Raw genomic sequence first — 20,401 nt, forward strand, 5'->3', positions numbered from 1 at the left:
AACACAAGGACATCGGCATGCGTCTTGGCCGTATCGACACCACCTATCATCGCTAGAAGCAGTATGGTCTTCGGGTCTCTTGCCTGTTCATGTGCGCCCAGGGACTGCGCGCGCAACCGCCCAGGCTTGAGGAAGACCGGTGCGGCTATCGTGCGTTCTTGACTCAGTTACGAGCTCAAAAAACCCCAGCGCCTAACACACTAAACTGGCCGGTTTGGCCGCCTCAGCAGCGGTCAAACGCTATCGAACTGGTCTGGGCTGAATACGAGCGGCACCAGATGGAATTGCCCTCGGAGGGAGGGCTGTCAGGCCCGACCCTGGATTCCGCAGCGTCCAGAGCGATGTCCCTTTCACTTCGCAATATTCATTTGGTATGAAGTAAGGTGTTTTGGCAGGCTAGGCTTAATCTGTGCTTTTTCGACTTTTAATACAAGATAGCTTTGCTTTGCAAAGCTATCTTGTATTAATTTCAATGTCAAGGCTTTTTCACTCCGTGAGTATTCAACAGTAAGGCAGTTTTTCACTCCGCGACCCTCAACTCTTTGAAAATGCAAGGAATAGTGAAATATGGCCCGAGTAAGGTAGTTTTCTGCAATCCCCTATATATATAAACTTTTTCAAAATTACCTTACTCAATAAATTATCTACGCGCGCGAGGGAGAGGGCCCGATCCGATCCGGCCGGAGAAAAGGAGCAGTGTCGTTTGCTGCGCCTGTGCGACGAGGGGGAGCGGGTCGTGTGGTGATGACTGGTGGCTGCGAGGGATGTGTGCCCCCGGCGCGGGTGCTTCGGGAGTAGCACGTTTGCAGCGGCGCAGGTCGGTGCACCGCGATCAATCAGCGTGCCGTAGGGTGCGCAGAGATGCGCAGAAACGGGGCTACACCACGCTCAAACAGGTTCGGGTAGTGCATCCCTGTCTGATGTGTTGATAAGCGATTCTAGGGCTGTTTCTGTCGATTTTTGTCCGTTGCGCTGCGCAGTAAAAATCATGGCCCGGACTGGCAGTGTTCAGCACATGCGCTGCTGCGCCACATTGGAAGCGGGCGGGGCGGGGGGGAGGGCCGCCCCGCTCGTTCGTATTCTCCCATTCGTCATTTTGGACGGTGCGGCATCGGCTCTTGCTTGGGGCTGCCCGGAGCAAGGAGACGCACATTCACTTCTCCCCGTGCTCAGCAGCAGATGCCATCTGCTCGTTAAAGCCCACGTTGGATCGACAAAAACCGGGCTTGGCTGCGTTTTTGCCTCGTCGGATACGCCAGTCATGCCTATTCCATAAAAATCGATTCTAGGGCTGTTTCTGTCGGTTTTTCTCTCTGACGCCTTGATGCGTCCTCTGCGCCCTGACGTTGGTCTCGCTGGCGCATTGCTGCTCCGGGCGTCTCGCCGGTTCTTGAACTAGGTGTCCGGGGCAACTAGGGCGGCAGGGACACTGCCGGTCTAGGGAAGGGAGCAACCCGCTCCGGCATTCATCCATGTCGGGGCCACGCTGCCCATTTCCCTCTGTGCTTAACAACTTGTTCTGCTCCCCCTCCTGAATACATCAAGCATGATGACCATCACCGCGGGAGTCGATCACGTCGCCCCGCAAGCTGAGTCATCAATCGCACGAGGAGGTCATCATGAAGCACCTGGAGAGCACCGCACGCCTGAATATGTTCAACGAGGAGAACGGCACCGACTGGATGCGTTCGTGCGAGCAGTATCAGGAGCGCATGGAGCGACAGCGGTTGCAGGCACGCCAGGAAGCCCAGCAGAGCCGCATGCGCCACCGGATGTGGTGACCATCCCTGCCATGCCACATTGTCTCGTGCGAGGCCTTTGCATGGGACAGGAGACTCGTCCTGCCTGCGCGGCAGGAACTCAACAGGACACGTCGTTTCGTCTGCGCCGATCGAGGGACAATTCGCCGTCTGGATAGGTGGCCGCCGTTGCCGAATGCTGATGCGGTGCCTCGGGTAATCGGAGCGCGATCGCCCGGGTCCACTGCCTCGTCACTGAGGCTGAGCATGCCAAGCGCCACGGTAGCGCCCCGGGCGGTGTTGGCGGCCAATCCGGCGTGGGCGCCCAATCTCGCTTGCAAGTTGAAGGTGCATGCAGGGGAGCTGCCGCATTATCAGCCACCACAATATCCCCCGGAGTGGCTTTTGGCGCCACTGCTTCCTAGCGGTGATGTCGTCTATTAGATGGTGAATGTTGGACTCACGCCTGGCGCAGGTTCTACGAGGAGGTTAAGCCGCTGGCTAAACGTGGCCAAGCGGTAGAGTGGATTGCATCGCTGATGCCATGCATAGACAATGCCCGCCACGCCTTGGACGAAGACGAGTGTCAGCGGCGGAGATTGGTGAAAAATGCACCTTTCCTGGCCAAGTTCAAAACCGGGCTCGACCATGGCAGCGTCCGTTGCTGATCGGTGTATTGGCGAATGATCTCGATGGGCGCACCGCCGCCGCTTCTGGCCTAAGCAGGACGACGAACATAACGCACGACTCTACAGCTTCTTGTGGATACTCGAATTGTTCTTCTTTCGGATCATCCGGCTGTTCAACAGTGCCGAGGTGGAGGTCTTTGGCGGGTAATTCACCAACAGGTGCATGAGATCGTTCTCGCCATCGAACGCCACCAGTTCCGCCTCGAAGACATCGCATATGCCGGCGACGATGGGGGGGATCGTCCAGCACTTCTTTGGTGAGCACTTCACGGCGATGCGTGTAACAAAGACTAAGTGAACATGCATCAGGAATATGAAGTGTCTGCCATGCCTAGGGCGAATCCACATTCAGGGGTTCCAGATCAGGAAGGCCGCCAGATAATAGAGGAACGCCATGAAGTGGCGGGCCTTGCGGTCGTAGCGGGTCGACAGTCGCCGCCACTGCTTGAGGCGGCCGAAACAGCACTTGATCGCGTTGCGTGCCCGGTAGCGCGTCGCGTCGAAGGGACGCGGCCGTTGGTAGCTGTGCGGCAGGATGACCGGCTGAGCGCCCAGTAACTCGATCGCAGCCACCAGCGCCTAGCTTGTCGTAGCTCTTGTCGGCCAGCACCCGGCGGGAACGGAAGTCATGCAGCAGGGCCGGTGCCTGGGTGATATCGTTGACCTGGCCTGCGGTCAGCAGTAGGCGCAGCGGCCGTCCCTGCTCGTCGCTGGCCAGGCGGATTTTGGTGCTCAATCCACCTCGGGAACGCCCCTTCCGTTGAGTTTTGCTTCCCTTTGCCGGTTACCATCTGCTCATGAGCATGCACGATGGTGCTGTCGATCTGCAGGTGGTGGTTATCGCGGTCGGCCACCATCAGGGCGAAGATCCGCTCCCAGACGCGGCGTGCGGCCAAGCGGGTGAAACACGAGTGAACCGTCTTGTGCTTGGTAACGCGTAGGCAGATCGCTCCAGCTCGCCCCGGAACGGAGGGAGCCCCCACAACACGCCGTTGACGAAGGTCCGGTTGTCGACACCGCTGTGTTCCGGGGCGCCCACCTTGCTGGACAGGTCGGTCGCAGACGGGCTCATTGGGCATCGGTCAGTTCGTAATGGCTGGGGTGTGGCATGGTCTGGCAGGAGGAAAGCGGGGGAGCCTGCCACTTTACATGCCCACCGCAAGGGAATGAATGTCGATTCGGCCTCGTGTCGATTTCATTACTCGTAGGCCAAAACTATAATTTTTGGCATGCAACGTCTCCAAGCCTTCAAATATGAACTGATGCCGACCGGTGAGCAGCAGCGCGACATGCGCCGCTTTGCCGGCGCGTGCCGATTTGTGTTCAATCGTGCGCTGGCGTTGCAGAAAGCCAACCACGAGGCCGGCGGCAAGTTCATCGGCTATGTGGCGATGGCGAAACAGCTGACCACCTGGCGCCATAGTGCAGCAACGGTATGGCTGAAGGATGCGCCTGTCCACCCGTTGCAACAGGCGTTGAAGGACTTGGAAAAGGCTTACAAAAACTTCTTCGCCAAGCGGGCCGACTTCCCGCGCTTCAAGCGAAAAGGGCAGTCGGGCAACTTCCGTTATCCTGACCCGAAGCAGATCAAGTTCGATCAGGCCAACGGCAGAATCTTCCTGCCGAAGCTGGGCTGGCTACGTTACCGCCATAGCCGGGAGGCGCCGGGCGAACTGCGCAACGTCACCGTCAGCCTGTCGTGCGGCAAATGGTTCGTCAGCATCCAGACCCGTCGCGAAGTCGAACCGACGATCCCGCAAGGCGGCGCAGTCGGTATCGACCTGGGCATTGCGCGTTTTGCCACCTTGAGTGACGGCACGTTTTATGCGCCGCTTAACAGCTTAAAACGGTATGAAACCGCCCTGCGCAAAGCGCAACGCGCGATGAGCCGCAAGACCAAATTCAGCAACAATTGGAAAATGGCAAAAGCCCGCATCCAGCGCATTCACGCCCGTATCGGCAACGCCCGTCGCGACTATCTGCACAAAGCCTCGACCACCATCAGCCAAAACCACGCGATCGTGTATATCGAAGATTTGCAGGTGCGGAACATGTCCAAGTCAGCGGCCGGCAGCACTGATGCGCCGGGTAGAAACGTTCGGGCCAAGTCCCATCTGAACAAAGCCATTCTAGATCAGGGGTGGTTCGAGTTTCGCCGCCAGTTGGACTACAAGCTGTCGTGGAACGGCGGGCATCTCATCGCCGTGTCACCACGCTATACCAGTCGGACTTGTCCGGAGTGTGGTTACGTATCAGCAGATAACCGCCGCACCCAGGCTCGGTTCGCGTGCGTGGAATGTGGCTATGAGAACAATGCCGATCTGGTCGGTGCGATCAACGTGTTAAGGGCGGGGCTCGCCCGGTTAGCCTGTGGAGAAACTTCGCCTGATGTTGGGGTGTCGGCCCAGGAACCCACCGAAGCGACTATACAGCTCAGCGTATAGCGCCGTAGGAATTCCCTTCCTTCCCGCTCTTGCAGAGCGGCGAGCGTTAGCGAGAGGTGGGGAAGGATGTCAAATGACATCACATCGTGTCATGTTTGAAAGAGGGAGAAAGAGTAATCCAACCGGGTCCAACCGGTATTCAACTCTTACACCACCAGAAATCACGATATCTTAGGTAGGAATAAGGTTTCAGTGGGCCTGCGTTGTTAAAAAAGGCCTGCTCCTAACTTTTCATCCTTATACCTGAATGGGAGACTCTTCGGTCGTCCCCTCTGCGCCATGGGAGCCAATACCGAAGGCCGGGCAATGTTCATGGCCGGGTTTCAAGTTTCCCCAAGGCGAGTGTCGCCAGTCCTGACGGGCTGCAACGCCAGATGCAGTAGGTCCCATATGCCTGTTCCTGCCCGCCGTGCAAGCGATGCCAAGAGGTCATGCCACTGCCTGAGTTCCCCAGCAGGGCCATCTATGGGATGCCGATGGCGAGGACGAACAGTATTCTGCTGAGGGCAGCCTTATCCTCTAGGCGAGGATGGCCACCTCTGCGGGGGTGGGGCGCTGCAGGCAACAAGGGCTGCAACGATTTCCTGAGCTTCTGGCTGACAACACGACGTTTCATTCTTGCCAAATGAGGCTCTATTTATTTGGCATTATGCGGGCTTTGGTTAGCGACTCTAGAGCATGTTCTGAGCCATGTCATAGCCGTAAGATTCAGCGACTATGGCAGACCGCAAACCCTACCCGGCCGATGTGAGTAATGAGGAATAGGTATTCGTCGCCCCCCTATTTGATCCTGCTTCCGCTCGATGCCGGCCAGCGTCGCCACGACCTGCGCGGAGTCAACGCGCTGCGCTACGAGGTGTGCACCAACTGTCCATGGCGGATGCTGCCCAACGATCTGCCTCCGTGGTCGCGGGTGCATCAGCAGATGCAACGCTGGCTGCTTCGAGGCCATCGTGCACGATCTGCGCATGCTGCTTTGTCTGGTCTATGCATGCATTCCGCATCCTTCGGCGGCAATTTTGAATAGCCGCACCCTGCAATCGACGCCCAGCAGCGGCGTCCATGCCGGCTACGGCAGTGCCGAGCGAAAGAAGGGCTCGAAAGTTCATCTGGCGGTCGATACGCTCGGCCACCTGCTGGCCCTGCATGTCACGCGGGTCAATGAGCAGGATCGGGATCAGCTCAGCCAGTTGGCTCAGGCCGTGCAGGCGATGAGCCATCGAGAGGTGACACTCCTATGTTGACCAGGGTTACACCGGGGAAACAGCTACCAACGCGGCCCGTGAGCACGGCATCGCCCTCGAAGTGGTCAAGCTCCCCGTGGCCAAACGTGGCTTTGTGCTGCTTCCATGCCAATGGGTAGTCGAACGCGGCTTCGGCTGGGCGGCCCGATTCCGCCGTTTGGCCCGTGACGACGGACGCCTACCTGAAACTCTGTCAGGGTTGCACTACCTTTCCTTCGCTTACCTCTATGTTGCTGCACCTAACTGATGCCATGAACATCGTTCAGAACATGATCTAAGTGTTCCGTAGTTGCTTGCTCTGTCTTTATAATCACCACCATTCATTCGACATTCACTGCTGACTTATTTCATCCCTTCGTCAGCATCATGGGCATCACAACATGAATCATCTGGCCCTGTCCTCCTCAGCTTGGTCGGTTGCAGATCTTCTGCGCGGCCCTGAATACCAGTGGCTTCGCGAGTCTTTGACCCTCAGCGACGTGGAAAGCACTTCCTTTGCTACAGGTTATGGTCGCCTAGGGGAGGCAGGATGAACGCGTTGGATAAACCCTTTGAACCAACCCTTGGTCGGCTTTTCAAAATGGCTGTGCTCGCAGGGGTTGAAGCCGCCGTCAAGCTTCATGTTCGTAGGGGAGACGATCTGAACGCCAGGGATGGTGCAGGCATGACGCCGCTCATGCTCGCCGCCTCGAAAAACAAGGCTTCCGTCTGCACCCTCTTATTGGCCGCAGGGGCCAACCCAAGCCTCCTCGACCTCTCAGGAAGGGATGCGCTGTCTATCGCTAGGCATGCAATGGCTTTGGAAGCCGCCTCGATACTCGAGGCAGCCATCATGCCTGAACCTGAAACGGAGCCTGAACCGGAGCTTGCTTGCAAGATGGAGCCTGTGGCATTCGGACAGAATCTCGATTGGGATGAAGGCAACGAGCATTCTGCTATCGACTTGTCAGGCTGGGAGGCGGATGAGGACGCACCCGTGCCAGAGGGTGACTCGTCCATCGTGGAGCTGGCGGCAGAGCTACATAGGACGATATCTGCCCTGATCCCGGACGATGACGCAGAGGGGTGGGTAGATTTCGAGGCATTTCTGCCTGAGCGCGCGGCACCGCTCCCTGGCAGCCAGGGTGAGGCGGAGGCCACGCGTCTCCGTCACTTGCTGTTGCGGGCGATTCGCGAAGGAAGTGTTCCCGAATTGGATTTTACCGAAGCCTGCACGGACGAATTTGGGGCCGTGAACCCGGGCTGGACCGCTCTTTTGCGCCTGACCCTTGGGGAGCTTGGAGCGGAGACGGACGAGCGGCATGAGCTAGGGGACGAGCCTTGGCTCGCTGGGGCACGGGAGTGGGAGGACGAGGAGGTTTCAAGGGCGCTAACCTTCATTGAAGACATCGAGTCGGGCCGAAATGAGCCTGCGAGGTTCTACGCCAAGGAGATGCGGGTTGGCGAGTTGCTATCCGCAGAAGAGGAAGCGCGGCTCGGACGCGAGATGGAGGAGGGACTTACCGAGGCCTCATTCGCGCTGGCGTCCTGGCCGGAGGGGCTTGAGGCCGTGCTGGAAGCTGCGGAACGCGTTCGCTCCGGTGCGCTCCGCCCTGAGAGTGTTGCGCTGAGCTCCGAGGCCGGGCTGGATGAAGAGGGGCAGTCCGTTGCAAGCCCGATCGAGGTCGACGACGAGGCATTGGACGAGGATGACGGCCTCTCAACGGAGACGAAAGAGTTTCTCGAGCGCATGGACGAGGTCCGTGCACTCTTCTTAGGGGCGGCTTGCGCGTCGTCCAATGCGATTGTATTGGGCGAGGCTGTCGTGAAAGTCCGGCTGTCACCGTCGTTCCTGTGTGGACTCGCAAGACAAGATGGGGCTGGCTGGGACACCTCCTCGAAGTTCTCCGCCGCTATTGGCAGATACGCCAAGGCGCGGGAGACCATGGTGTTGCACAACCTCAGGCTTGTCCTCTCTGTGGTCAAACGTTACCAAGGGCTGGGGTTGCCCCTGGAGGACCTGATCCAAGAGGGTAATATCGGCCTAATTAGGGCTGTGGAAAAATACGATTGGCGGAAGGGCTTCCGGTTCTCCACTTATGCAACGTGGTGGATTCGTCAGCAGGCAACGCGTTCTCTGGCGGAAGCTGGTAGGACGATCAGACTCCCTTACCATGTGCATGAGAGAACCCTTGTGCTACGCAGGGAAGCTGAGGCAGTAGAACGAGAGACTAGTCGAACACCGACCGACGCACTCCTAGCCGAGAGGCTGGGCATGCACGTCTGGAAGGTCTCGTCGTTGCGCGCCCGGATGGAAGAGCCGGTCTCCTTGGAGGAGCCGGACGAGTTTGGTGGATATTTGGCAGATACCCTTGCTGGGGAGGGGCTCCTCTCCCCGGAAGAGCATGTGGAGCGTATCTCCTTGATTGAGACCCTTGGCAAATTGTTCTCCGCGCTCGACCCAAGGAGTGCTGAGGTTTTGACACTTCGATACGGTTTCGACGGAACCGACCCGCGCACTCTTGAGGAGGTCGGGGAGCATTTCGGGGTTACCCGGGAGCGCATCCGGCAAATCGAGGCGAAGGCCCTGAAAAAGCTGGCTCATCCAGCAAGGGCCGGGATTCTCCGTGCATTTCTTTATCCCGACCATGATGCCGGGATGGAGGATGCGAACGGCTACGATCCTGAAGAAGCCCCCCCTTTGGCCGCTGACGCTCCTGGCGATGAACCCGCTAAGCAGTCTGGTAGGCCGACCAATGTGGGTCCGGCCGTCCAAACTGTCCCCGCGGCGATGGCAAGCGCGGAGGACGTCGAGAGGGTTCTCGAGTTCGCAAGAGCGTCGGGAGCTGTGGTGGAGGACCGGCGCGGCGATGGTGGATGCGTGTTGGTGCGCCTGCCGCCAGACAAATATATGAGGATAAAGAGTCTGCTCCAGGATCTTTTGGCCGCAGGCTTCTCGCCCTTGCCTGGAATGGTGTATCGGAAATGAGCGAAAAGACGAGAAACGCCCCGCCACGGGCGTCCGCGATGATGGAGGCGCTACGGGGGCTCGGCTACTCGACCGCGGCTGCTCTTGCAGACATCGTGGACAACAGCGTGTCCGCCGGCGCGTCTGAGGTGAGGGTCGAATTCACTTGGCACGGAAATGGCAGCCGTATCTCCGTGCTCGACGACGGCAGGGGTATGGACGACTACGGTCTCGAGGCGGCCATGAGGCTTGGAGACAAGAGTCCTCTCGACGCGCGGGACCCGGGCGACCTTGGACGCTTCGGAATGGGGCTCAAGACCGCCTCGTTTTCGCAGTGTCGGCGCCTGACGGTGGCCTCAAAAATGGCGAGTGGCGATAGGGCGTGCCTACGCTGGGACTTGGATGCCATTGCCGAGAGACCAGAGGATGGTTGGATTCTCTTTGAAGGTCCCGCGAAGGGCTCAGAAGGGCATCTCGCGCCGCTCGACGGGGTGGGCTCGGGGACGCTTGTGCTTTGGGAGCGACTCGACAGGATTGTCACGGATGGCTACACCGCCGATCACTTTCTTGCTCTCATTGAGGATGTGGAGAAGCGCCTCGCGATGGTGTTCCACCGCCTGCTAGAGGGGCCGCGCCCGAAGCTGCGCCTGTTGCTCAATGGCCGCGCAGTCGCCCCTTGGGACCCCTTCATGATCGGACACCCAGGAAAGCCGTGGAATTCCCCCGTGCAGAGGCGTCATACGCCGTTTGGGGTCGTGGAGGCAGAGTGCCATGTCCTTCCGCACCGCGACAGACTGACGCAGGCGGAGCACGATAATGCGGCTGGTCCGGAGGGTTGGACATCGCAGCAGGGTTTCTACGTTTACCGCAACGGGCGACTACTTCTGGCAGGCGGGTGGCTCGGCCTTGGGCAAGGAAGGGCGTGGAACCGGGAGGAGGCCCAGCGACTGGCGCGGATCCGCCTGGATATACCGAATACGGCGGATGCCGACTGGAAGATAGACATCCGGAAGTCGACCGCGCGTATACCCGTCGCCCTTCGGTCATGGCTGACCACGCTTGCCGAAGACACACGAAACCGCGCAAGGCGGGCGTTTGCATACCGCGGTTCGCCCGCCCCCGGGCCGGGAGCTCAGCAGGTCGAGCAGGCATGGACGGTCGAGCGCCTCAAGAATGGTATGAGATACAGGGTCGACCCGGAGCATCCTGCAGTTGCAGCAGTCCTCGAGGCGGCTGGCCCATTGCTTCCGTTGGTGAAGGCCATGCTTCGTGTGGTCGAAGAGACTGTCCCGGTTCAGCGAATCTGGCTCGACACGGCGGAAAGCAAGGAGACGCCGCTCACTTGCTTTGAGGGGGAGCCCCCTGCGCACGTCGCGGAGATTCTTTGCACCCTGTTTGAGGACATGGTGGGTCGCAGGGGGATGTCGCATTCCCTAGCCAAACGGACGCTGGCATCCACCGAGCCATTCCAGAAATACCCATCTCTGGTGGACGCACTGCCCGACGGCTCGTCCACGGGGGCAGACAACGACAGGAGAGGTGCATGACACGCGACGATGCTGGCACTCTGGAGGGGACAATCACCATCGCCCAGACTCTGTTGCGCAGGGAGAAGGACAAGGGAGAAGAGATCACCCCCATGCTGATATCCCAGAAGGTCGAGATGGCGGCAGCCCTGACGGATCCGGACGGTTTTGTCGACAAAGCGGCTGCGACGGAGGAGTTGATCCGCAGGTTCAGCCACTGGGTCGGCAAGGATGCCACCCTGAAAAACAACTTCAACCACGTCGACTGGCTGAACTCTGAGCGTAAGTGCGACTGGCGCTATTGGCACCGTCTTCAAAGGTATTTGGAGCGACGCCTGTCGGTTGAGGTCGTCGATGCGCTGGATAGGTCGACTGACGGCATCCTAGAACTCCTTGAGGATCCGAAGAGGACCGGCACGTGGGACAGAAGGGGGCTGGTTGTCGGGCATGTCCAATCGGGCAAGACGAGTAGCTATTCAGCTCTGATATGTAAGGCTGCAGACGCAGGATACAAGATCATCATCGTCCTCGCTGGCATGCACAACAACCTGCGCTCGCAAACCCAGATTCGGCTTGAGGAGGCCTTTCTAGGCTACGAGACGTCGCCTCAGCGCGAGCCCGGGACGCCCCTTGGTGTCTTCGAGGAGGACAGCGATCCAAAGATCCATCCCCACTGCGCAACGACCAGGGCAGACAATGGGGACTTCAACGCCTCGGTCGCGAGGCATTTCTCGATTTCGCCTGAGGAGCGCCCATGGCTCTTCGTGGTCAAGAAGAACAAGTCGGTTCTCACCAAGCTCCTGAAATGGATTCAGAGTCCGCACGTTTCCGACGCGACCGACGCAGCGACCGGCCGGAAGATGGTGACCAACCTACCGCTGCTGGTGATTGACGACGAGGCCGACCATGCCTCCGTGGACACGGGGGAAAAGCCGCTCAACGATGACGGCACGCCGAACACCGAGCACGAGCCCAAGGCCATCAACGGCCTTATCCGGAAGATTCTCCACGCGTTCTCCAAGTCAGCCTACGTGGGCTACACAGCCACCCCGTTCGCAAACATCTTCATCCACCGTCGCGGGGAGACCAACGAGGAGGGACCGGATCTTTTCCCGCAGTCGTTCATCAAGAACATTGCGGCGCCGTCCAACTATGTGGGTCCCGCGCGGGTGTTCGGTCTTCGTGGGCCGGACGGGCGCATTGGCGGTCTGCCACTGGCAAGGGATGTTTCCGACCACGTCTCCGCCGACGGGCAGGCGGGATGGATGCCACCAAAGCACAAGAAGACCCACGATCCGTTTTTCGCTGGCGGGAACGTGCTGCCGCCCTCGCTCCGTGAAGCGATACAGTCCTTCGCCCTTGCCTGCGCCGCTCGCGTGTGCCGCGGGCAGGGGGATGAGCACTCCTCGATGCTGGTGCACGTCACGCGCTACACAGAGGTCCAGGACAAGGTCCGCGGGCAGATCGATGACTTCGTTACCAAGATGACGCGCCGTATAACCCGCGGCGTGGACCACGAGGAGCTCGTCGGGCAGCTTCGGGGGATCTGGGAGAGGGATTTCGTCCCCACCTGCGAGAAGGTCGCAGTGGAAGCCCCGGATGCGGCGGGCGGCTCAAGGGTTCCGGCTTGGGATGAGATTCTCCGGGCCCTTCCGACTGTGCTCTCGGACATCATTGTGAAAACTGTGAACGGGAACGCCAAGGATGCCTTGGATTACGTCGAGCACAGTGAGAAGGGACTCAAGGTCATTGCCATCGGCGGGGACAAGCTGGCCCGCGGACTGACGCTCGAGGGGCTGTGTGTCAGTTATTTCGTCCGCACAACCAAGATGTATGACACCCTGATGCAGATGGGGCGCTGGTTTGGCTATCGCCCAGGCTATCTCGACCTTTGTCGTCTCTACACGACGAGCGAGCTGGTGCAGTGGTTCGGGCACATCGCGGATGCCTCGGAGGAGTTGCGGGAAGAGTTCGATACCATGGTCGGGATGGGGGCCACACCCTGGGAATATGGCATGAAGGTCGAGTCTCATCCTGTGCTGCTAGTTACCTCGCCCTTGAAGATGAGAAGTGCGAAGACTCTCTCCCTTTCCTATAGCGGCAGCATGGTCCAGACCGTTTCGTTCTTCAACACGCAAGAGCAGCTGGGGCAGAACCTCGAAGCCGCGGAGCATCTGGTGGCAGCGATGGGCGCCCCTTCCGAGGTTGGGCCGGGCAGGCCGCGCGGTGACACGGTGGACGAGTGGAAGCGTTCGTTGCTATGGAACGGAGTTTCCTCCGAGCTTGTGCTGGATTTTCTTAAGGCATACCAGACACCACTCGGGGCGGACAGGGCGAACAGTGCGGTGCTGGCGGAGTTCATTGGGATGATGAACGAGATCGGCGAGTTGAAGGAGTGGACCATTGCGCTGCTTGCCGAGGGGCGTCCGGGACAGCCCCACATGTTTTCGCCGCACGCCACGATATCCTCGTTCCCTTCGCGCGGCGACAACGGCGTGCCCGGCCGCTATTCAATCGGCGTGCTGACAGATCCGAGCGACGAGGCCATCGACCTTGGGGACGCCGAATGGAGTCTTGCGTTGGCGGAGACCCTCAAGGAGTGGAAGCCGGACGTGGCGAGAAACCGTGTCACGCCGCCCACCCGTCCGAGCGGAAAGAAGGTCAGGGAACTGCGGGGGCTTGGGCTTAATGGCTCGGCGCCCGGCTCGAGGAGAGGGCTGCTAATGCTCTATCCGCTTGCCCCTAAGATCGCGGGTAGGGCTGTCACGCAGGATTGGGACAAGCCGATAATGGCGTTCGCCATAAGTTTCCCCGCCAGCCAATCCGGGGTGAAGGTCGATTATAAGGTGGATCACTTATTCTGGGAGCAGGAATATGGCGCGGCCGATTGACGAGTTCATCCTCGCATGGGGTGCGCTCTCCGGCGACTCCCGCGAGGCGGGATGGCGCAGCATACCGGTCGCGTCGGCTGGGCCTTGCGTGCTCATGGCGGGAAGGCGCTTCCCCGGAAACGAGGAGGCTCTGCTTGCTGGTTTCAGGAGCGCGAAGGTGCCCGCCGCCGAGAAGCTTCCTGAGGGGCGCGGTTTCGAGGTCACGAGAGCGGATCCCTACGGCGACGGCAAAACATGGATATCGCTGACCCGCAAGGAGTCTGGGAGTGTTGAGCTGTTCGCTGAGATGGTAGGCGACGTTGCCGGGGCGATGGACACCGCGGCGGCAGCCGGAGAGGAGGGTGTCCTGCGGACTCTGCTCATCAGGGTCAGAGCGTGGCAGGAGTTCATGCGCAAGGGGGTTCAGGCGCTGTCACCCGAGGCCGAGCTCGGCTTGTTCGGTGAGCTAACACTATTGGGAACGTTGATGGACGCCGGGGTTTCGTCGTTCACGGCGGTCGAGTCGTGGGTGGGCCCCTTGGACGGAGCGCAGGATTTCGCACTTGGGGACGGGGCAGTAGAGGCCAAGGCGACGCTCTCGGATAGGTCCTTCCCAGCGAAAATAGGTTGCATGGAGCAACTTGATGACTCAGTTCTAAGGCCAATCTTCTTGGCGGGGATGCGCTTTGCCCTGCGCGAGTCGGGAACGAGCCTTCCTGAGCTTGCTGCGGACATCGCGGGGAGGCTCTCGGGCTTGCCGGACGCTGCGACGGCCTTCTCGGCCCGGCTGCTGGCGGCCGGATATCACGCCTCCCATGCGGACACCTACCGTAGGCGCTTCTCACTTGAGAAGACGCGCGTATTGGAGGTGGGTGAGGGCTTTCCCCGGATTGTGCGGGGGACGGTTCCAGACGCGATCACCCGCGTCATGTATGAAATAGACCTTGACCGGATCCCTGGAGGCGACTCCGAGGTTGGTGGGGCTCTGAAAAAACTTGGAGTGCTTTGAAGATGGAATTGGTTGATTTTCTGAGGGACACGCAGGCGGAGGTTAGGACGCAGATGAGCGAGGGGGCACCCTACGCGGAGATGGTCTTCACGGAGGTGGTCATGCAGCACCTCGCGGATGTGGGGATGACATTCGAGCCGAGCGTCTGCCACTACCAAGGCAAGATGGGCAACGCCAATCTACGTCTGAGCGGTTTCGCGATGTCCGACGACTTCGACCAGCTCGACTTGTTCGTGAGCCTATATGACGGTGTAGATGAACTCACCCCTGTCTCTGATACGGATACGAAGGGGGCCGTCCAGCAGTGCCTGCGCTTCCTGACCCTTTGCGCCGAGGGGAAGATGGCGGCAAAGCTGGATCCGTCGACCGATGTTTCCTCCCTTGCGATGCAAATCCATGAAATCTACAACGACTTGGAGCAGGTGCGCGTCTTTGTCCTGACTGATAGGGTAGCCAAGTCGAAGAGCTTCAAGACGCTAGAGGTAGGTCCGAAGACCGTCAGGCTCGAGGTGATGGACATCGAGCGGCTCCACCGGCACTGGTCTGAGGGCAAGCCGCGCGACGAACTCATCATCAGCTTCGAGTCGGAACCGCTCCCCTGCGTCTTTGTCCCCGGGGTGACGGGCGAATACGACTACGCCCTGACGGCCATACCAGGTGAAGCGCTACGGCACGTTTATGAAAAACACGGCCCGCGTCTCCTTGAGGCCAACGTCCGCTCGTTTCTGAGCGTGAAGAGCAAGGGGGTGAACGCCGGGATACAGAACACCCTGAGGACGGCTCCCGGCAACTTCATTGCCTACAACAATGGGATTGTGCTCGTGGCCGACGAGATTCGCCTTGCACGCGCTGCCGACGGCTCGCCGGGCATCGTTTGGTTGAAGGGTATGCAGATAGTGAACGGTGGCCAGACTACAGCCTCGATTTTCTTCACGAAGAAACGCTTCCCGGATACCGACCTCTCGTCGGTGCGCGTCCCGGCGAAAATTATCGTCCTCAAGGAGCAGGATCCGGTGAAGGAGGAGACGCTAGTTTCCGACATATCCCGCTATGCTAACAGCCAGAACGCGGTCAAACAGTCTGACCTTTCGGCGAATAAACCCTTTCACATCGACGTCGAGCGCCTTTCGCTCAGCGTCTATTGCCCGGATGGCGTCGGACGCTGGTTCTACGAGCGGGCCGCCGGTAGCTACAACACCATGTTGGCCCGCGAGGGCGCGAACACAGCGAAGGGCAAGGCTCTGAAGGCCGCCATTCCGACTACGCGGAAAATCACCAAGACCGACCTCGCGAAATACATCGTCGTATGGGACGGGGCGCCCGATGTGGTGAGCCTCGGCTCTCAGAAATGCTTTGACCGCTTCATGTCGTCCCTGACAGTGGCCGAGGCCGACACACCCTATGAAGCCCCAGACGTGGCGGAATACAAGGCAATGGTGGCGAAGGGCATCGTGTTTAAGGCTGCACAAAAGCACTTCCGGATGCTTTTTCAGGCTTTCCAAGCGAACGTGGCGGCCTACACGGTATCGCTTCTCGCGACCCGCTGGGGTGATCGTTTTGATCTCTCCAAAGTATGGGAGCGGCAGGCGGTGTCACCTGAATTGTTGGTCCAGCTCGGGACATGGGGAAGAGAGGTCAATGACGAGCTCCACAAGACCGCTGGGGGCCGGATGGTCTCGGAATGGGCCAAGCGGCCTGAGTGCCGGGAGGCCATCATGTCCCGCCAATACTCAGAGCCCGCCGGGGGTATTCCCGAGTTTCGGGCCGGCTGACGGGCAAGAGGCGTGGTGGACGTCGTAGACGCGAGGACTCGCAGCCGAATGATGTCGGGCATACGAGGACGCGACACCAAGCCTGAAATCCTAGTTCGCAAGGCTCTGTTCGCCGAGCGTTTCAGGTTCCGCCTCCACAGACACGACCTTCCCGGGTCTCCCGACATCGTCCTTCCGCGCTACCGGGTCGCAATCTTTGTCCACGGGTGCTTCTGGCACATGCATGCCGGCTGCCGTTACGCAAAGATGCCAGCCACGAGAACGGATTTCTGGTCGAAAAAGCTCAGAGGCAACGTGGAGCGTGATGCGAGAGCAATGGAGGCCCTAGTTGCCGCCGGCTGGCGTGTGCTTGTCGTTTGGGAGTGCGCTACGAGGGATGCGGCGACTAGGGCGGGGATTGGCTCCGCCCTCTCGTCGTGGATCGCTGGAGGCGAGGTCAGGGGCGAGATTGCCTTTTGCCCGCCGCGTGCATGAAGTCCGCTACAACGGTCGCAATCCGTCGAGCCAGCCACGGCGGGACGGCGTTGCCAACCTGCGTGTATTGCTGCGTCTTGTTGCCGGCAAAGTAGTAGTTATCGGGAAAAGTCTGGAGCCGAGCCGCCTCACGGACGGTCAGGCTGCGGCACTGCGCGGGGTCCGGGTGGATGAAGTAGTGACCGTCCTTGGCGATGTGTGCGACAACCGTCGAGGATGGATAGTCCGCAAGCTGCACTCGGAAGCGGTCGGCGAATGGGACGTTGTCCGAACGCACGTTTCCGTGTGCAGGGAGAAGGGCGGGTGGAAATTGTGTCACTTTTGGCGAGACCCTGATCGCCTTGGCGTAGGCGGATGCGAAAAAATACCTGTGGATATCCGAGCGCATGTGGCTGCGCGTCTCGTGCTGGATTACACCCCCAAGCCTTTCGTCCAAGAACCAGCGGCGTAGCCTTGGCCTGAGTGTGCTCTGGGAAAAGTCGTGGGTGATAAAGGGAGCACCTGCTGTTTCGTGAGACTTGGCGCGGAGAGCGGCAGCTTCCATCTGAAGGCGCACGGCTTCGGCCGCTCTCGGGTCGATGCCTGTTAGTAGCTTGGGAGTCTCGCGCATGGCTCTCAGCCAGGCTTCGTGCGAGTCGGATTCTTTAGACAGGCGGCTGCGTAAAGCAGGTAGGCCGGACAGGGCTTCTCCAACGGAGACAGGAAGGTTTTCCGCCCCGAGGCTGAACCTTGAAGGGTCTGAAGAAAGCTCTGGGGTGGCGCGTGCTACGTCGGAGCGTATGCCGAAGAGGATTACGCGATGACGCCCTTGAGGGACGCCAAAACGTTCGGCCTCGATCACGAAGTCTGCTGGTTTAAGGGTGGTTGAATCGCCCGGCGAGACAAGGGAGCGTATCTCGTATTCGAGTCCCTCGTTCGGGGCAGACAGGTCGGCCATGATTCGCTCGAAAATCCGTCCACCGCCGTGGGTCGAGGATAGCATGCCTTTGACGTTCTCCATGATGAAGACGGCGGGCTTAAACCTCTGGATGATTCGCAGGTATTCCTTGTAAAGGAAGTGCTTCTCATCACTTTCGAACTTTTCGATGTCTTCGCGAGTTCTACGGGAGCGGCCGGCCATCGAATAGGCTTGACACGGCGGCCCGCCGATAAGGACCCAGTCCTGCTCTCCGTTGAGCGCTTCGGAAATCCAGCGGTCGATTTCCTCTGGGGGGGTCTTCCCGAGCTCGGCATTCTTGGCTTCGGCCAGCGACTCGGCGGCCTCGTTACGAGCATCAGGATGGGAGAATAGCTGCTCCCTAGTGATGTTCCCCCTTATGTGGTCGTAATAGCAGTCAGGGGCTTTGCCACGCGGAAAGCGACGGAACATGGCGCGGAGCGAAAGGGTCTTGTGGGCTATCGCATCTTTCTCGATGGAGACCCTTAGAGAGAAGATGGGGGCGCCGTGCTCGTCGGAAACGGATGAAAAGCCCTCGCCAAGGCCACCTGGGCCGGCGAACAGGTCAATTATAGGGATTGGTTTTAGTGTCGCCATTTCATTTCAGTGGGGTGTTTCTGGCGCCAAAGCACAAGGGCGCCCAAAAGCGCCCAAGGATGCTACCGGATTATCGGGCGCAGAGTGCTCCCGTGCCATGATTTTACCTGGTTGGAATTTTGGCGAAAAGGGTGGTTTGCATCGGGAAGCTCATCCGCGAAGAGGAGCCTTGCTGACAAATTCTACTAGGATTGTCTCTCCGGCCCCGATCCCCTTGAAGATTGCACGGATTTGCACCTCATGAATTGGGTTTCCGCATGGGGCTCCCTTGGCTTCCATGCTGACTCATGACTGGACCTGCTGGAGGAAGGGCATCGGTGCCTTCACTAATTGTGTGTGGAGAGGTATAACAATGCGGTGCGGGGAGATGAGCACTGGACGGCAAGATTTCTTGACCGTTCCTTGACCGGTCAGAGAGGATTTCTGACCAATTTTGACCATTTTTCGGCGGTCAAAGCGCCGGTCAATAGCGTAGTAAAGAACAGGGCCAGCACATGGGCCGGCCCTTTGGTTCTGGCAGGGCTTATCTTAAAAGCCCTTTAAATACAGTGATTTATTATTCCCACTCGATCGTTGCCGGCGGCTTACCGGACACGTCGTAGACCACGCGGTTGATGCCGCGCACTTCGTTGATGATGCGGTTGGACACGCGGCCGAGCAGGCTGTACGGCAGCTCCGCCCAGTGTGCGGTCATGAAGTCGCTGGTGATTACCGCGCGCAGCGCAACCACGTAGTCGTAGGTGCGGCCGTCGCCCATCACGCCCACCGACTTCACCGGCAGGAACACTGCGAAGGCTTGGCTGGTCTTGTCGTACCAGGACACGCCCTTCTCGTCGCGGGTAGCGCGCAGCTCTTCGATGAAGATCGCATCGGCGCGGCGCAGCAGCTCAGCGTATTCGTGCTTTACTTCGCCGAGGATGCGCACGCCCAGGCCCGGGCCCGGGAACGGGTGGCGGTACACCATGCTGTGCGGCAGACCGAGTGCCACGCCCAGTTCGCGCACCTCGTCCTTGAACAGCTCGCGCAGCGGCTCGAGCAGCTTCAAGTTCAGCGTTTCCGGCAGGCCACCGACGTTGTGGTGGCTCTTGATCGAGTGAGCCTTCTTGGTCTTGGCGCCGGCCGATTCGATCACGTCCGGATAGATGGTGCCCTGGGCCAGCCACTTGGCGTTGGTCAGCTTCTTCGACTCGGCCTGGAACACTTCGACGAACTCGGCGCCGATGATCTTGCGCTTCTTCTCCGGGTCGGTCTCGCCGGCCAGCTTGCCCATGAACTCGGCCGAGGCGTCGACGTGCACCACTTTCACGCCGAGGTTGTCGGCGAACATCTCCATCACCATCTTGCCTTCGTTCAGGCGCAACAGGCCGTGGTCAACGAACACGCAGGTGAGCTGGTCGCCAATGGCGCGATGGATCAGCGCAGCAGCCACCGAGCTGTCGACGCCGCCGGACAGGCCAAGGATCACTTCCTCGTCGCCGACCTGTTCGCGGATCTTGGCGATCGCTTCGTCGATGTAGTTCGGCATGGTCCACGACGGCTGAGCACCGCAGATCTCCAGCACGAAGCGGTTCAGCATCGCGCGGCCCTGCTTGGTGTGGGTCACTTCCGGGTGCCACTGCACGCCGTAGAAGTGGCGCTTCTCGTCGGCCATCGCGGCGACCGGGCAGGCGTCGTTGCTGCCGATCACATGGAAGCCTTCCGGCAGCTTGGTGACCTTGTCGCCGTGGCTCATCCACACTTCGATCAGATGCTCACCGTTGTCGCCCTGACGGTCGACGATACCGTCGAACAGGCGGCTGGCGACGGTGCCAACCTCGGCAAAGCCGAATTCGCGCACGTGGCCCATCTCGACCTTGCCGTCGAGCGCCTGTGCCATCCATTGCATGCCGTAGCAGATGCCCAGCACCGGCACGCCCAGCTCGAACAGCGCCGGGTCGGCCTGGTAGTCCGATTCGTACACCGAGTTCGGGCCGCCGGACAGGATGATGCCGGTCGGGGCGAACGCGCGGATTTCCTCGATCGGCATGTCGAAGGAGTGCAGTTCACAGAACACATGCGCTTCGCGCACGCGGCGGGCGATCAGCTGGGTGACCTGAGAGCCGAAGTCGAGAATGAGGATTTTGTCCATGGTCGTCCTTTGGGTACGGCGCCGG

Annotated in this window: 11 protein-coding genes and 2 pseudogenes; 9 read left to right on the forward strand and 4 right to left on the reverse strand. The window is 59.8% G+C overall.

All coding sequences use genetic code 11. From position 1 onward, the window contains the following. The first annotated feature begins 1,619 nt into the window (after positions 1-1,619). Complete coding sequence (locus QU481_RS11305) at positions 1,620-1,781, forward strand: hypothetical protein (protein ID WP_289830099.1); 162 nt, start codon at positions 1,620-1,622, stop codon at positions 1,779-1,781. 707 nt (positions 1,782-2,488) lie between these two features. Here QU481_RS11305 and QU481_RS11310 read toward each other — a convergent pair. Further along, on the reverse strand, positions 2,489-2,698 hold the full coding sequence (locus QU481_RS11310; protein ID WP_289830100.1) for a transposase: 210 nt from the start codon (positions 2,696-2,698) through the stop codon (positions 2,489-2,491). Between the two features lie 78 nt (positions 2,699-2,776). After that, positions 2,777-3,500 (reverse strand): annotated as a pseudogene (locus QU481_RS23985) (IS5 family transposase). Between the two features lie 157 nt (positions 3,501-3,657). Between QU481_RS23985 and QU481_RS11320 the strand changes: the two are divergent. The 8 genes and pseudogenes from QU481_RS11320 to QU481_RS11355 all read left to right on the forward strand — a co-directional run bounded on the left by QU481_RS11320 (position 3,658) and on the right by QU481_RS11355 (position 16,714). Beyond that, complete coding sequence (locus QU481_RS11320; protein ID WP_289830103.1) at positions 3,658-4,872, forward strand: RNA-guided endonuclease InsQ/TnpB family protein; 1,215 nt, start codon at positions 3,658-3,660, stop codon at positions 4,870-4,872. A gap of 717 nt (positions 4,873-5,589) precedes the next feature. Then, positions 5,590-6,363, forward strand: a pseudogene (locus QU481_RS11325) (IS5 family transposase). 282 nt (positions 6,364-6,645) lie between these two features. Beyond that, on the forward strand, positions 6,646-9,084 hold the full coding sequence (locus tag QU481_RS11330; protein WP_289830104.1) for a sigma-70 family RNA polymerase sigma factor: 2,439 nt from the start codon (positions 6,646-6,648) through the stop codon (positions 9,082-9,084). Further along, entirely contained in the window at positions 9,081-10,610 is a 1,530-nt protein-coding gene (locus QU481_RS11335) for an ATP-binding protein (protein ID WP_289830105.1), read from the forward strand. The genes QU481_RS11330 and QU481_RS11335 overlap by 4 nt, the downstream gene beginning before the upstream one ends. Further along, the gene (locus QU481_RS11340; protein WP_289830106.1) at positions 10,607-13,480 is read left to right on the forward strand and encodes a Z1 domain-containing protein; all 2,874 of its coding nucleotides are present in this window, start codon (positions 10,607-10,609) and stop codon (positions 13,478-13,480) included. Before QU481_RS11335 ends, QU481_RS11340 begins: the two co-directional genes overlap by 4 nt. After that, positions 13,464-14,468, forward strand: a complete 1,005-nt coding sequence (locus QU481_RS11345; protein ID WP_289830107.1) for a PD-(D/E)XK motif protein — start codon at positions 13,464-13,466, stop codon at positions 14,466-14,468. The genes QU481_RS11340 and QU481_RS11345 overlap by 17 nt, the downstream gene beginning before the upstream one ends. A gap of 2 nt (positions 14,469-14,470) precedes the next feature. Beyond that, a complete protein-coding gene (locus QU481_RS11350; protein ID WP_289830108.1) occupies positions 14,471-16,240 on the forward strand; it encodes an AIPR family protein in 1,770 nt (589 codons plus the stop codon). A 15-nt stretch (positions 16,241-16,255) separates the two neighbouring features. Continuing rightward, positions 16,256-16,714, forward strand: a complete 459-nt coding sequence (locus QU481_RS11355) for a very short patch repair endonuclease (protein WP_289830109.1) — start codon at positions 16,256-16,258, stop codon at positions 16,712-16,714. Here the strand turns inward: QU481_RS11355 and QU481_RS11360 are convergent. Both QU481_RS11360 and guaA read right to left on the reverse strand, forming a co-directional pair. Then, the gene (locus tag QU481_RS11360; protein WP_346432431.1) at positions 16,677-18,248 is read right to left on the reverse strand and encodes a DNA cytosine methyltransferase; all 1,572 of its coding nucleotides are present in this window, start codon (positions 18,246-18,248) and stop codon (positions 16,677-16,679) included. The two genes, QU481_RS11355 and QU481_RS11360, sit on opposite strands and share 38 nt — an antisense overlap. Before the next feature lie 556 nt (positions 18,249-18,804). Next, positions 18,805-20,376 (reverse strand): glutamine-hydrolyzing GMP synthase, encoded by a 1,572-nt coding sequence (guaA, locus tag QU481_RS11365; RefSeq protein WP_289830110.1) that lies wholly within the window; start codon positions 20,374-20,376, stop codon positions 18,805-18,807. Positions 20,377-20,401 lie beyond the last annotated feature (25 nt).

Origin of the sequence: Crenobacter oryzisoli (assembly GCF_030385785.1) — a bacterium.
In the GTDB taxonomy this organism is placed as follows: Bacteria; Pseudomonadota; Gammaproteobacteria; order Burkholderiales; family Chromobacteriaceae; genus Crenobacter_A; species Crenobacter_A oryzisoli.